General features: G+C 68.5%; 15 protein-coding genes and 1 tRNA gene. 7 read left to right on the top strand and 9 right to left on the bottom strand.

Annotated features, from left to right (window positions below; genetic code table 11):
- Position 1: 1 nt before the first annotated feature.
- The 3 genes from mutY to mutM all read right to left on the bottom strand — a co-directional run bounded on the left by mutY (position 2) and on the right by mutM (position 3,107).
- The gene (gene mutY / locus Q0741_RS23260; RefSeq protein WP_298235599.1) at positions 2-1,081 is read right to left on the bottom strand and encodes an A/G-specific adenine glycosylase; all 1,080 of its coding nucleotides are present in this window, start codon (positions 1,079-1,081) and stop codon (positions 2-4) included.
- A 24-nt stretch (positions 1,082-1,105) separates the two neighbouring features.
- Complete coding sequence (locus tag Q0741_RS23255) at positions 1,106-2,059, bottom strand: hypothetical protein (RefSeq protein ID WP_298235569.1); 954 nt, start codon at positions 2,057-2,059, stop codon at positions 1,106-1,108.
- Positions 2,060-2,273: 214 nt separating this feature from the next.
- Positions 2,274-3,107, bottom strand: coding sequence for a bifunctional DNA-formamidopyrimidine glycosylase/DNA-(apurinic or apyrimidinic site) lyase (mutM, locus tag Q0741_RS23250; protein WP_298235568.1), 834 nt, complete (start codon positions 3,105-3,107; stop codon positions 2,274-2,276).
- Positions 3,108-3,197: 90 nt separating this feature from the next.
- Here mutM and Q0741_RS23245 point away from each other — a divergent pair, with 90 nt between their 5' ends.
- The 7 genes from Q0741_RS23245 to pth all read left to right on the top strand — a co-directional run bounded on the left by Q0741_RS23245 (position 3,198) and on the right by pth (position 9,252).
- Entirely contained in the window at positions 3,198-4,994 is a 1,797-nt protein-coding gene (locus tag Q0741_RS23245) for a tetratricopeptide repeat protein (RefSeq protein ID WP_298235567.1), read from the top strand.
- Entirely contained in the window at positions 4,991-5,518 is a 528-nt protein-coding gene (locus Q0741_RS23240; protein WP_298235566.1) for an outer membrane lipoprotein LolB, read from the top strand. Before Q0741_RS23245 ends, Q0741_RS23240 begins: the two co-directional genes overlap by 4 nt.
- Positions 5,519-5,652: 134 nt before the next feature.
- Positions 5,653-6,564, top strand: coding sequence for a 4-(cytidine 5'-diphospho)-2-C-methyl-D-erythritol kinase (gene ispE / locus Q0741_RS23235; protein ID WP_298235565.1), 912 nt, complete (start codon positions 5,653-5,655; stop codon positions 6,562-6,564).
- A 37-nt stretch (positions 6,565-6,601) separates the two neighbouring features.
- A tRNA-Gln gene (locus tag Q0741_RS23230) sits at positions 6,602-6,678 on the top strand.
- Between the two features lie 89 nt (positions 6,679-6,767).
- Positions 6,768-7,730 (top strand): ribose-phosphate pyrophosphokinase, encoded by a 963-nt coding sequence (locus Q0741_RS23225; protein WP_298235564.1) that lies wholly within the window; start codon positions 6,768-6,770, stop codon positions 7,728-7,730.
- Positions 7,731-7,837: 107 nt separating this feature from the next.
- Positions 7,838-8,458, top strand: a complete 621-nt coding sequence (locus Q0741_RS23220) for a 50S ribosomal protein L25/general stress protein Ctc (protein WP_298235563.1) — start codon at positions 7,838-7,840, stop codon at positions 8,456-8,458.
- A 152-nt stretch (positions 8,459-8,610) separates the two neighbouring features.
- Positions 8,611-9,252, top strand: a complete 642-nt coding sequence (gene pth / locus Q0741_RS23215) for an aminoacyl-tRNA hydrolase (protein ID WP_298235562.1) — start codon at positions 8,611-8,613, stop codon at positions 9,250-9,252.
- Positions 9,253-9,332: 80 nt separating this feature from the next.
- Here pth and Q0741_RS23210 read toward each other — a convergent pair whose 3' ends face one another.
- The 6 genes from Q0741_RS23210 to hisH form a co-directional block, all read right to left on the bottom strand.
- Positions 9,333-9,596, bottom strand: coding sequence for a YfhL family 4Fe-4S dicluster ferredoxin (locus Q0741_RS23210; RefSeq protein WP_298235561.1), 264 nt, complete (start codon positions 9,594-9,596; stop codon positions 9,333-9,335).
- Positions 9,597-9,640: 44 nt separating this feature from the next.
- Positions 9,641-10,138: a pantetheine-phosphate adenylyltransferase gene (gene coaD, locus Q0741_RS23205; protein ID WP_298235560.1), complete on the bottom strand. Its 498-nt coding sequence runs from the start codon at positions 10,136-10,138 to the stop codon at positions 9,641-9,643.
- Positions 10,135-10,830, bottom strand: coding sequence for a 16S rRNA (guanine(966)-N(2))-methyltransferase RsmD (gene rsmD / locus Q0741_RS23200; protein WP_298235559.1), 696 nt, complete (start codon positions 10,828-10,830; stop codon positions 10,135-10,137). Before rsmD ends, coaD begins: the two co-directional genes overlap by 4 nt.
- Positions 10,827-11,606, bottom strand: a complete 780-nt coding sequence (hisF, locus tag Q0741_RS23195; RefSeq protein ID WP_298235558.1) for an imidazole glycerol phosphate synthase subunit HisF — start codon at positions 11,604-11,606, stop codon at positions 10,827-10,829. The genes rsmD and hisF overlap by 4 nt, the downstream gene beginning before the upstream one ends.
- Positions 11,607-12,359: a 1-(5-phosphoribosyl)-5-[(5-phosphoribosylamino)methylideneamino]imidazole-4-carboxamide isomerase gene (hisA, locus tag Q0741_RS23190; protein WP_298235557.1), complete on the bottom strand. Its 753-nt coding sequence runs from the start codon at positions 12,357-12,359 to the stop codon at positions 11,607-11,609. It lies immediately after the preceding gene.
- Positions 12,360-12,421: 62 nt separating this feature from the next.
- Complete coding sequence (hisH, locus tag Q0741_RS23185) at positions 12,422-13,129, bottom strand: imidazole glycerol phosphate synthase subunit HisH (protein ID WP_298235556.1); 708 nt, start codon at positions 13,127-13,129, stop codon at positions 12,422-12,424.
- Between the last annotated feature and the right edge of the window lies 1 nt (position 13,130).

Genomic DNA, 13,130 nt, shown 5'->3' with positions numbered 1-13,130 from the left:
GTCAGCCCCCTTCCCGCTCCAGCAGCCGCCGCACCGGTGCCGGCAGTCCCATCTGGAGCGCCTCTTCCAGCGTCACCCAGCGCCCAGGCGGCAACAGCGCCTCGGCGGCGGCACGCGCGGCCGCGTCATCGGCGGGCAACTCCAGGCGCCAGGGCTGCAGCGTCCAGTCGAAGTGCGTCAGCGCATGTTCCACGGCGGGCAGCAGCTCAGCCTCGCCGGGCAGCACCGACAGGCGCTCCACCAACCGGTCCAGGTCCTCGTACTCTGGCAGGCTCCACAGCGAGGCCCACACGCCGCTGTCCGGTCGTTGTGTCAGCCACAACCGGTCGTCCTGCCGCAGCCACAGCAGCGCGTGGCGGCGCCGGCCGCGCGTCAGGCGCCGCGTCTTGACCGGGTAGCGCGTGGGATCGCCCTGTTCACGCCCCACGCAGCCGTGCTGCAGCGGGCACAGCAGGCAGCTCGGCCGGCGCAGCGTGCACACGGTCGCGCCCAGGTCCATCAGGCCCTGCGTGTAGGCCTCGATGCCCTGCCGCGGCAGCAGCGCCTGCGCCCGGGCCCAGAGCTCGCGCTCCGCGCTGGCCTGCGAGAGATCCTGGTCGAAACCCAGCGCACGCGTGAGCACGCGCTTGACGTTGCCGTCGAGGATGGCGGCGCGCTCGCCGAAGCAAAAGGCGGCAATCGCCGCAGCCGTGGAGCGGCCGATGCCCGGCAACGCCGCCAGCGCCTCGCTGCTGGGAGGAAAGCGTCCGCCGTGCCGCTCCATCACCACCTGCGCGCAGCGGTGCAGGTTGCGCGCGCGGCTGTAGTAGCCCAGGCCGCTCCACAGCGCCAGCACATCGTCCAGCGGCGCGGCGGCCAGCGCTGCCACGTCCGCAAAGCGCGCCAGGAAGCGCTCGTAGTACGCGAGCACGGTGGAAACCTGCGTCTGCTGCAGCATGATTTCCGACAGCCACACGCGGTAGGGGTCGCGCGTGCCCTGCCAGGGTAGGTCGTGGCGGCCATGCGTGCGCTGCCAGGCGATGACGCGCTCGGACAGCGTCAGGGGGGCGGCCTCGCCGCCGGTGAAATCCTCGGTTCGCATCAGCAAGAGAGAAGAGTTCGGGAATCAGGCAACACGCACCTGCAGTTGGGGACGGTCGCCGCGGTCGTCACCTTCCAGGCGCGCCAGCAGGCGCTGCGCGTGGCCGAAGCTTTCCCGTTCCAGCAGCTCCTGCGCCTCCAACTCGCCAATGCGCTGCTGCAGCTCCTCGGCGGCCAGGTGCACGCGCTGCACCGCATCGTGGCGGTGCTGCAGCCGGTCGCGCGATTGCTCCAGTTGCAGCTGCGCCGGCGTCCATAGCGCGTGGCTCCACTGCTCCAGCTCGGTCGTGGCGCCGTGGAACAGCCGCACCAGGCGCGACTGCAACTGCCGCAGCAGCCGCGTCTGGAAGCCCGGGCGCACCAGCCGCAGCAGGTTGCTCAGGCCCATGTGGCGCGCGTAGGCACCGCTGAGCACGGTGAGCTCATCGATGACGGGCTGCATCGGCGGCGCCGCCTCGGCCGCCAGCGGCAGGCCATAGGCGGCGCTGATCTGCGCGTAGCCTGCCACCATCACGCTATGGATTTCCTCACACCGGCGCTGTGCCAGCGCCAAGCGCAGGTGCAGCCGATCGCTCAGCGCGGCAAAGCACCGTCCCAACCGTGCGGGCCGCTGCCAGGCGTTGCCGGACTCCTCGCGCATGCGGCGCAGTTCGGTGTGCACTGTCTGCACGTGCAGCCCGGCCAGAAGCTCCTGCGCCATGCGCGCGTGCACGGCACGCAGCACGTCGAGCTGCGCGCAGCAGTCCTGCAGGCGCACGGCTTCGTGGTTCACGCGCTGCTGCAGCGCCTGCAGCCGCGCCGAGCTGCGCTCGTGCAGGCCGCGCAGTTCGGCCAGTTGCGCGTCGAGCTGCGCCCGGCGCTCGCCCTGTAGCAGCGCCAGTCGCTGCGCCAGCGCACGGGCCGGCGCATGCAGCGACTGGCCGGCCAAGCGGCGACTGCGCAGCAGCTCGATCAGCTCGGCGCAGCCTTCATCAACCAAATCATGCTCACCCAGGACCTGGGTCAGCTCGTCAGCCGGACAGCCCGGAGGCCGGGGCCACGGCAGGGCCTCGGTCGAAGAGACTAGAAAGTTCTGGGGCATGTGCAAGCCGGCAGGCCAAGCAAGGAGCAGGACTGGATTTTGGACCAGTACCCCCTTGGACAAGGGTAAGGTGAACAACTGCTGACATGAAACCGGATCGGCCTGCGGAAATTCACCGCCGCTGACACCTTGGGCAAAAGAAGGTGGAGCGCTGCCCCTGCACCAGGCGCTGCACGGCGGTGCCGCAGCGGCGGCAGGCCTGGCCTTCGCGGCCGTAGACGCCGGCCTGGTCCTGGAACGCGCCGCTCATGCCGTGCGCGTCGCGGAAGTCGCGCAGCGTGGAGCCACCCAGGTCCAGCGCGCGCGCCAGCGTGGCGCGCAGCGCCTGGAGCAGCCGCTCGCAGCGCGCCAGGCTCAGCGAGTTGGCGGGTGCACGCGGGTCGATGCCGGCCTCGTACAACGCCTCGCAGGCGTAGATGTTCCCGGCGCCCACCACGATGTCGCCGGCCAGCAGCGCGGCCTTGACCGGCACGCGCCGACGCTGCAGGCCCTGGTGCAGCAGCGCTGGCGTGAGCGCCGGGTCGAAGGGCTCGTGGCCCAGCCGCGCCAGCAGCCGCGCGGCCATGCCCTGGTCCAGCGCCGGCGACCAGACCACGGCGCCGAAGCGGCGCGGATCGGTCAGCCGCAACGTGCCGGCGTCGGTGACCAGGTCGAAATGCTCGTGCTTGCCGGGCGGGCCGGGCTCCCGCAGCAGCGCCAGCGAGCCCGACATGCCCAGGTGCAGCAGCAGCCCGCCCTGCGGCGCGCCGTCCTCGCCCAGCAGCGGCAGCCACAGGTACTTGCCGCGCCGCAGCAGCGCGCCAATGCGCAGGCCCACGAGCGAGGCGGGGTCCACTCCCAGCGGCCAACGCAGCGCGGCACCCACACGCACGGCGCGCACCAGCGCACCCTCCAGGGCTGGTGCGACGCTGCGCCGCGTGACTTCGACTTCAGGCAATTCAGGCATTGGCGGAATTATCCGTAGTGCCGTTCCAGGCCCCGCCGGCACGGCAACTACACCGGCCACCTAGAATCAAAGTGATCTAAAGGAGTGCTGATGGCCGGACTTGTCCTGCGATGGTTTCCGCGCCCGCAGCGAGCGCAACTGCGCCGCGCGGCCGTGACGGCTGCGCTGTGCACCGCGTTTGCGGCGCAAGCGCAGGCGCCGTTGGCGCCCGAAGTGCCTCAGAACTCGGCCTTGGACGCGCCGCTGCTCTACCAGCTTCTCTACGGCGAACTGTCCCTGCGCAACGGCCAGGCCGGCGATGCCTACCAGATCATCCTTGACGCCGCGCGGCGCACGCGCGAAGAGAGCCTGTTCCGTCGCGCCGTGGAGATCGCGCTGCAGGGACGCGCCGGCGACCAAGCTCTGCAGGCCGCGCGCGCCTGGCGCCAGGCGCTGCCGCAGTCCGGCGATGCGCTGCGCTTCGAGCTGCAGCTGCTGCTGGCGCTGCACCGCGGCAACGAGGTGGCCGAGCCGCTGCGCACGCTGCTGGAACGCAGCCCCGAGGCCGAGCGGCCGGGGCTGATCGCCGCGCTGCCGCGGCTGCTGCAGCGCCAGGACGAGCCCCGCCAGACGGCGCAGTTGCTGGAGACGCTGCTCAAGCCCTACCTCGCCAAGCCCGAAACCCGCACCGCCAGCCGCGTGGCGCTGGGCAGCGCTTGGCTGCTGGCGGACAACGGGCCGCGCGCTCTGGAGCTGGCGCAGCAGGCGGCGAACGACGATCCCAACTCGGCCGCGCCAGCACTGCTGGCACTGGACCTGCTGCCGCGACAGGTTGTGGCCGACGCCCTGGTGCGCCGCTACCTGGAGCAGCCGCAAGCCGAGCCGGGCGTGCGCCTGGCTTATGCGCGCACGCTGGGCACCATGCAACGCTACGGCGAAGCGGTGCAGCAGGTGGAGCTGGTGACCCAGTCCAAGCCCGAGCTGGCGCCGCCGTGGCTGATGCTGGGTGCGCTGCGGCTGGAGCTGCGCGAGAGCGCGCGCGCCGAGGCCGCGCTGCAGCGCTACCTGGAGCTGGTGCGCGACAAGGGCGCCAACGCCAGCGAGGAAGGCGAGGAGGAAGCGCCTGACGAAGCACGCCAGCGCGGCGTGACGCAGGCGCAGTTGCTGCTGGCGCAGGCGGCGGAGCAGCGCGGCGACGTGGCCCAGGCCGAGCGCTGGCTCTCGGGCATCGACGACCCGCAGCGCCTGGTGGAGGTGCAGTCGCGCCGCGCGCTGCTGCTGGCGCACCAGGGGCGCATCGAGGAAGGCCGAGCTCTGCTGCACGCCCTACCCGAGCGCAGCGAGGAAGAGGCCCGGACCAAGCTGCTGGCCGAGGTGCAGTGGCTGCGCGAGCTCAAGCGCTGGGACGAGACCTACATGCTGCTGGCGCGCGCCAACCAGCGCTTCAGTGCCGATCCGGACCTGCTGTACGAACAGGCGATGGCGGCCGAGAAGCTCGACCGCATGGACGAGATGGAGCGCTTGCTGCGCCAGGTGATCGCGCTCAAGCCGGACCATCAACATGCCTACAACGCGCTGGGCTACTCGCTGGCCGAGCGCAACCTGCGACTGCCCGAGGCGCGCGAGCTCATCAGTAAGGCATTGGAGATGGCGCCGGGCGACCCGTTCATCATCGACAGCCTGGGCTGGGTCGAGTTCCGGCTCGGCCGCCGCGAGGAGGCGCTGCAGCTGCTGCAGCAGGCCTACGCGGCACGGCCCGACATCGAGATCGCCGCGCACCTGGGCGAGGTGCTGTGGACACTGGGGCGGCGTGACGAGGCCCTGCGGGTCTGGCGCGAGGCGCGCGGGCGCGACGGCAGCAATGAGCTGCTGCGCGCGACGCTGGCGCGGCTGAAGGTCGATTTGTGAAGCGCCGTCGCTGGCTCGCCGCTGTGCTGCTGCCGGCGGTGCTGCTGGCAGGCTGCGCGCAGGCTCCGCGCGCCAGCGCGCTGGAGGCCCTGGCCGGTCGCTTGGCGGTACAGGTGGAAGCCTTCAACAACAGCCCGGCGCGCAGCTTCAGCGCCGCCTTCGAGCTGCAAGGCACGGCCGAGCGCGGCTCGTTGCAGCTGACCTCGCCGCTGGGCACGGTGCTGGCGCGCGCGCAGTGGCTGCCCGGCGAGGCGCGGCTGCAAACATCTCAAGGCGAGACGCTGGGTGCCAGCCTGGATGCGCTGTCCGAGCGCCTGCTGGGCGAGCCCATGCCGCTGGCGGCGCTCATCGAGTGGCTGCACGGCCGGCCGTGGGCCGGCGCGCCGGTGCAGCAGCTGCCCGATGGCTTCGAGCAGATGGGCTGGCGCATCGACCTCAGCCGCTTCAGCGAAGGTGTGCTGGTGGCGCAGCGGCCACAACTGCCAGTGATCGGGGTACGCGCGCGGCTGGATCAGGCCCCCTGAGTTTCATTCGCACTGCGCATGAAGTGACGCAGAGCCGTAGCAGCGCGGCCTCGGGGCTGGATCAAAATCCTGAGCTTCATTCGCATTACTGATAAACCGGTGCGGCTTGCGGTACCGGTCCGCCCCTTCCCGCCATGTCCCTGCGCGCCCTCTACGACGTCCCGGCCCCGGCCAAGCTGAACCTGTTCCTGCATGTGGTGGGGCGCCGCGCGGACGGCTATCACCTGCTGCAGTCTGTGTTCGTCCTCATCGACTGGTGCGACACGCTGCACTTCGAGCTGCGGCACGACGGCCATCTGCACCGGCACGACCTGGGGCCGGCGCTGCCGGAGGTTGATCTGGCGCTGCGCGCTGCGCGGCTGCTGCAGCAGCGCAGCGGCACGACGCTGGGCGCGGACATTTCGGTGCTCAAGCGGGTGCCTTGGGGAGCCGGGCTGGGCGGAGGCAGCTCCGACGCCGCCAGCGTGCTGCTGGCCCTCAACCGGCTCTGGGGCCTGGGCTGGAGCCGCGCGCAGCTGCTGGAGCTGGCTCCGCTGCTGGGTGCGGACGTACCCTTCTTCGTCGGCGGGCGCAACGCCTTCGTGGAAGGCATCGGCGAGCGGCTCACGCCGTTGCAGGTGCCGGAACAACGTTTCGCTGTCGTGAAACCGCCGGTCGCACTGCCAACGAAAGATATTTTTTCAAGCCCCCTATTGGCAGGCGCCAAAACAAGTGCTACAGTAACGGTCTTTCCTGCAGATGACGCATTGCAAACGATCTTGCAGCCAGGTTTCGGTCGAAATGACTTGCAAGCCGCCGCGGAGGATCATGCGCCTGAGGTAGCACAAGTTGCCACATGGCTGCGGAACCGATACGGCAACAGCCGCATGACAGGTTCCGGAAGTGCAGTGTTTGCAAGGATTGAAAAAAGTGATACAATCGTTGTCTCGCCTGAGGCGACAGGACTGGAAAATGATGGAAGTGCACTGATATCATTTCCAGCCGGTTGGGTGGGCAAGTTGTGTCGCAGTCTGGAGCAGCATCCACTGGATAGTTGGGCCGACTGAGAAAGTTTCAGGTGTCAGCGCAAGCTGAAGCCGGTGTAGGGGAGTCGCCAAGTTGGTTAAGGCATCGGATTTTGATTCCGACATGCGAGGGTTCGAGTCCTTCCTCCCCTGCCAAATCAATCAGCATCATCATCAATAAGCACGCGGCGCCGCATTGACGGCGCCGCGCCGCTTCCAAAACCCGTTTCGACGGAGCGCGCATCGTGTTGTTCAATACCGTGCTGTTCACCGGCAACGCCAATCCGTTGCTGGCCCAGGAAATCGCAACCCACCTGGGCGTCGAGGTCGGCAAAGCAGCCGTCGGCCGCTTCTCCGATGGAGAAGTCACGGTTGAGATTCAGCAGAACGTGCGTGCGCGCGACGTGTTCGTAGTGCAGTCCACCTGCGCTCCGACCAACGAGAACCTGATGGAGTTGCTCATCATGGTCGATGCACTCAAGCGTGCCAGCGCACGCCGCATCACGGCTGTGATCCCATACTTCGGCTACGCACGCCAGGACCGCCGTCCGCGCTCCACCCGCGTGCCCATCAGCGCCAAAGTCGTCGCAAACCTGCTGGAGACCGTGGGCGTGGAGCGCGTGCTGACCATGGACCTGCACGCTGACCAGATCCAGGGGTTCTTCGACATTCCGGTGGACAACATCTACGCCTCGCCGGTGCTGCTGTCGGACCTCAAGAGCCGTAGTTACTCTGACTTGGTGGTGGTGTCGCCCGACGTGGGCGGCGTGGTGCGCGCCCGCGCGCTGGCCAAGCAGCTTGGCTGCGACCTGGCCATCATCGACAAGCGCCGCCCGGCCGCCAACGTCTCGGAAGTGATGCACGTCATCGGCGAGATCGAGGGCCGCAACTGCGTGATCATGGACGACATGATCGACACCGCCGGTACGCTGGTAAAGGCGGCCGAGGTACTCAAGGACCGCGGCGCCAAGAACGTGTATGCCTACTGCACGCACGCCGTGTTCTCCGGCCCGGCCATCGACCGCATCCAAAGCTCGGCGCTGGATGAGGTGGTGATCACCAACACCATCCCCATGAGCGACGCCGCCCGCGGCTGCCGCAAGATCCGCCAGCTCTCGGTGGCCTTCCTGTTCGCCGAGACCATCCGCCGCATCTCCGACGGCGAGTCGGTGACGTCGCTGTTCGCCGAGCAAAACAACAACTTTTGATGGGGTGGGCACCACGCGGTGCCCTTTCCTCTTTTAGCGCAGGCGGCAACGCCTGCGCCCACCTTGGGCAGCCTGGTCGCGGGCGCCCGATTCACTTGGAGTGAAGCATGAAATTCGTCGCCTTTGAGCGCACCCTGCAGGGGACCGGAGCGAGCCGCCGCCTGCGCAATGCCGGCAAGGTGCCCGGCATCGTCTACGGCGCCGGCGAGCCGGCCATGGTCGAGCTGGACCACAACGCGCTGTTCCACGCCCTGAAGAAGGAAGCCTTCCACAGCTCGCTGCTGGACATGGAGCTCAACGGCGCCACGTCGAAGGTCATCCTGCGTGACTACCAAATGCATGCCTGGAAGCCGATCGTCCTGCACGTCGACTTCCAGCGTGTGGACGAGACCACCCGTCTGCACAAGAAGGTGCCGCTGCACTTCGTGAACGAAGAGAACTCGCCGGCCGTCAAGACCGACAAGTGCACCGTGGCCCACGTCGCCGCCGAGATCGAGGTCGAGTGCCTGGCCGCCCAGCTGCCGGAGTTCCTGACGGTGGACCTGGGCGAGCTGGTCAGCGGCCAGTCGCTGCACGCTTCTGACCTGAAGCTGCCGGCCAACGTGAAGCTGGTCAACCGTGGCCGCAACCCGGTGATCGCCGTGGCCAACCCGCCCAAGGCCGAGGAAGAGATCATCGCGCCGGTAGTGGCTGCCGCCCCGGCCAAGGGCAAGAAGGGCAAGAAGTAATGCCCGGGAGCGCGAGCTCCCTTGTTCTTCGAAAAAGCCCCGCCACGCGGGGCTTTTTTTCATGGGCTGACCGGCCTGGTCGAGCTGTGCTGATGCGGCCCGACACCACGCCACCGGCACCCTGCTCAACCGCCTCGCGATAATCCCATCCCATGATTCGACTGCTGGTGGGCCTCGGCAACCCGGGCCCGGACTACGAGGACACGCGCCACAACGCCGGCTTCTGGTGGATCGACGCTGTGGCGCGCCAGTTGCGCACGACGCTGGTGCCCGAGCGCAGCTACTGGGGCTTGGTGGCGCGCGTGAACCGCCCCGAGGGCCCGCTGTGGCTGCTGGAGCCTCAGACCTACATGAACCTCTCGGGCAAGTCCGTGGCGGCGCTGGCGCGCTTCTTCAAGATCGCCCCCGACGAGATCCTGGTGGCGCACGATGAGCTGGACGTGCTGCCGGGACAGATGAAACTCAAGCGCGGAGGCAGCCACGCCGGCCACAACGGCCTCAAGGACATGCAGGCCCAGCTCGGCAGCGCTGACTTCTGGCGGCTGCGCCTGGGCATAGGACATCCCGGCGTGAAGGCCGAGGTCGTGAACTACGTGCTGAAGAAGCCCTCGCCCACCGACCGCGAGGCGATCCACCAGTGCATCGACAAGTCGCTGCAGGTGCTGGATCTGCTGCTGGCAGGCGACATGGAGCGCGCTGCCATGAAGCTCAATGCCCGCCCGCCCCGGCCCAAGCCGCCGCGTCCCGAGGCGCAGCCCAAGCCGCCCGAAGGAAGCGGCAACGGCACCGCTTGAGCCGAGGTCCGGATCATCCCCTTGCGGAAACAACAAGGCCGGCATGTTGCCGGCCTGTAGCGGAAAGCGTATCGAGGAAGTCAGCTGGACTGCACTGCTGCAGCCTGCAGCCGCCGGTACTTGGCCCAGAGCGTTTCCTTGTCTTCCACGCGCTGCGGGTTCACGGGAATGCAACTCACGGGGCAGACCTGCACGCATTGCGGCTCGTCGAAGTGGCCCACGCACTCGGTGCAGCGATCCGGGTCGATCTCGTAGAACTCCAGCCCCAGCGAAATGGCCTGGTTCGGACACTCAGGCTCGCAGACATCACAGTTGATGCACTCGTCGGTGATCATGAGCGCCATCAACGCTCTCCTTTAACTACGGTTGGTAGCGCGGCAGGCGGCGATCAGGGCCGGGCCACGCGCTCTTGCAGGCGGCGGAGCACGAAGGGTGCCACGAACTTGGAGACATCACCGCCCAGGGTGGCAATCTCGCGCACGAAGGTGCCGCTGACGAACTGGTACTGGTCGCTGGGCGTGAGGAACAGGGTTTCGACGTCCGGCATGAGCTGGCGGTTCATGCCCGCCATCTGGAATTCGTACTCGAAGTCGCTGACCGCGCGCAGGCCCCGCACCACCACCTTGCCGCCATGCTCGACCACGAAGTCGCGCAGCAAGCCGCGGAAGGCGATCACTTCCACGTTGGGATAGGCCTGCGCCGCCTCGCGCGCGATGTCGAGCCGCTCCTCGACGCTGAACATGGTGCGCTTGTGGTGGCCGGCGGCCACGGCCAGGATCAGCCGGTCGAACAGCCGGCTGGCGCGACGCATGAGATCCTCGTGCCCCAGCGTCAACGGGTCAAAGGTGCCCGGGTAGACGGCGGTGAGCCGCGTGGAGCGGGTCATGGCTGGACCTCCGGTGGTGAAGCGGTGCCGAGCGCGTCCTCGCGCTGCAGCAGGTGAAAGAAAACGGCGCCGGCCCGCCCATGCCGGTACAGCCGCAGTCCCGCAGGCGCCGCAGCCAGCAGCGACGGCGCCTCCAGGTAGACAAATCCGCCCTCGGCCAGCAGCGGGCGCGCCGCGGCCAGCGAGGCGTCGAACAAATCGGCATCAAAGGGCGGATCCAGCAGCACCAGCTCGAAGCTTGCCGGGGCGGCGCTGCGCATCCAGGCGATGGCTTCGGCCTGCTGCACTTCGAGCTGCGAGGCCTTCAGGCGCTGCTGCGAGGCGCGCAGGCTGGCCACCAGCTGCGCGTCGCGCTCCAGCAGCACGACCTTCGCCGCGCCGCGCGATGCAGCCTCGAAGCCCAGCGCGCCGCTGCCCGCGTAGGCATCGAGCACGCGCCAGCCCGTGAGATCCTGGCCCAGCCAGTTGAAGAGGGTTTCGCGCACCCGGTCCGGCGTGGGCCGCAGCCCGGGCTTGTCCGCTACCGGCAGCTTGCTGCGCTTCCACAGCCCGCCGATGAGCCGCACCTCGCGCGGCGCGGTGGGCGCGGCCGGACGGGCGCTTTTGGCACCGGCACCAGAGGCAGGCGGTTGCGATGTTGAGGCGCCGCCACGCGGGCTGCGCGCCTCGCGCGGCGGCACGGCGCGATTCATGGCCGAACGGGAATGCCGTCGCGCGCCAGCAGCGCCTTGGCCTGCGCCACTGTGAACTCGCCATAGTGGAAGATGCTCGCGGCCAGCACCGCATCGGCGCCGCCGAGGCGGATGCCTTCCGACAGGTGCTCCAGCGCGCCCACACCGCCCGAGGCGATCACGGGCACCGGCACCGCGTCGCTCACGGCGCGGGTGAGCTCCAGGTCGAAGCCGATCTTGGTGCCGTCGCGGTCCATGCTGGTGAGCAGGATCTCGCCAGCACCGTACTCGGCCATCTGCTTCGCCCACGCGACCGCATCGAGACCGACGTTCTTGCGCCCGCCGTGCGTGTACACGTCCCAGCCGGGGCCGCGCGCGGCGAGGTCGTCGCCCTGGCGCCGCTTGGCGTCGATGGCCACCACGATGCACTGCGCGCCGTATTTCTCGGACGCGTCGCGGATCACCTGCGGGTTGGCCACGGCGGCGGAGTTGAAGCTGACCTTGTCCGCGCCCGCGTTGAGCAGCCGGCGCACGTCTTCCACGGTGCGCACGCCACCGCCCACGGTCAGCGGGATGAACACCTGCGAGGCCACGGCCTCGATGATGTGCAGGATCACGTCGCGACCATCGCTGGTGGCAGTGATGTCCAGGAAGGTCAGCTCGTCGGCGCCCTGGTCGTTGTAGCGCGCAGCGATCTCGACCGGGTCGCCCGCGTCGCGCAGTTCGACGAAGTTGACGCCCTTGACGACGCGCCCGCCTGTGACGTCCAGGCAGGGAATGATGCGTTTGGCAAGCATTTAGCGGGCGACACCTTCGAGCAGTTCGTCGGCACGAGCCTGCGCGGCGGCGAAGTCCAGAGAGCCGGTGTAGATGGAACGGCCACAGATCACGCCTTCCACGCCCTCACCGTATACCTCGCACAGCTTCTCGATGTCGGCCATGTTGGACAGGCCGCCAGAGGCGATGACGGGGATGGTGAGCGCTTGCGCCAGCTTCACCGTGGCGTCGATGTTGATGCCGGTAAGCATGCCGTCGCGGCCGATGTCGGTGTAGATCACGCCCTCGACGCCGTAGTCCTCGAACTTGCGCGCCAGGTCCACGACCTCGTGGCCGGTGAGCTTGCTCCAGCCGTCGGTGGCGACCTTGCCGTCCTTGGCGTCCAGGCCCACCAGGATGTGGCCGCCGAAGGCGCTGCAGGCGTCCTTCAGGAAGCCCGGGCTCTTCACCGCGGCGGTGCCGATGATGACGTAGCTCAACCCGTCGTCCAGGTAGCGCTCGATGGTGTCGAGATCCCGGATGCCGCCGCCAAGCTGCACCGGAATCTCGTCGCCCACCTCGGCAAGGATCGACTTGATCGCAGATTCGTTGATCGGCTTGCCGGCGAAGGCGCCGTTGAGGTCCACCAGGTGCAGCCGGCGCGCGCCGGCATCAAGCCAGCGCCGCGCCATGGCGGCCGGGTCCTCGCCGAAAGTGGTGGATGCGTTCATGTCGCCTTGTTGCAGACGCACGCATTTGCCGTCCTTGAGGTCGATGGCCGGAATGAGAAGCATGGCTCGGCGGAGCAATTAAGGGGTTGAGGGAAAGAAAACCGATGGCTCGGTACTGCGGGACTTCAGGGCTTCCAGTGCAGGAAGTTGCGGTAAAGCGCCAGGCCGTGCGCCGCGCTTTTTTCCGGGTGGAACTGGGAGGCGAAAATGTTATCCCTCGCCACGACACAGGTAAAGCTGCCGCCGTAGTCACTTTCCCCGGCGCTGTGCGCCAAGTTTTCGGGTACCGCGAAATAGCTGTGCACGAAATAGAAAAAGGACTCGTCCGGCACGCCCTGCCAGATGGGGTGTGATTGCGTTTGCCGCACCTGGTTCCAGCCCATGTGCGGCACCTTGTAGCGGCTGCCGTCGGGCTGCAGCCGCCCTTCGAGTTGGAAGCGGCGCACGCGACCCGGGATTAGCCCCAGGCCCGGCGTGTCCTGCTCCTCGCTGTGGTCCAGCAACATTTGCATGCCAACGCACACACCCATGAGCGGCTTGTTGGCGGCCGCTTCGAGCACGGCTTCGCGCAGACCAGAGTGGCCCAGCTCACGTATGCAGTCGCGCATATGGGACGGCTCTTCGGCCGGCCGGTGCTGGTCCAACTCGCGCATGCAGTCGCGCATGGCGCCCTGCCCCGGCAGCACGATGCGCTCGGCCGCGCGCACCTCCTCGGGGCGCGAGGTGATGACGACCTCCAGGCCCGAGCCCTGGGCCACGTGCAGCACGGCCTGCGACACCGAGCGCAGGTTGCCCATGCCGTAATCAACGACCGCGACGGTGCGGTTGCTCATC

Source organism: uncultured Azohydromonas sp. (assembly GCF_937926365.1).
In the GTDB taxonomy this organism is placed as follows: Bacteria; Pseudomonadota; Gammaproteobacteria; order Burkholderiales; family Burkholderiaceae_C; genus Azohydromonas.
Note: the sequence above shows the minus strand (reverse complement) of the source record. Positions and strands in the feature narration are given on the sequence as shown.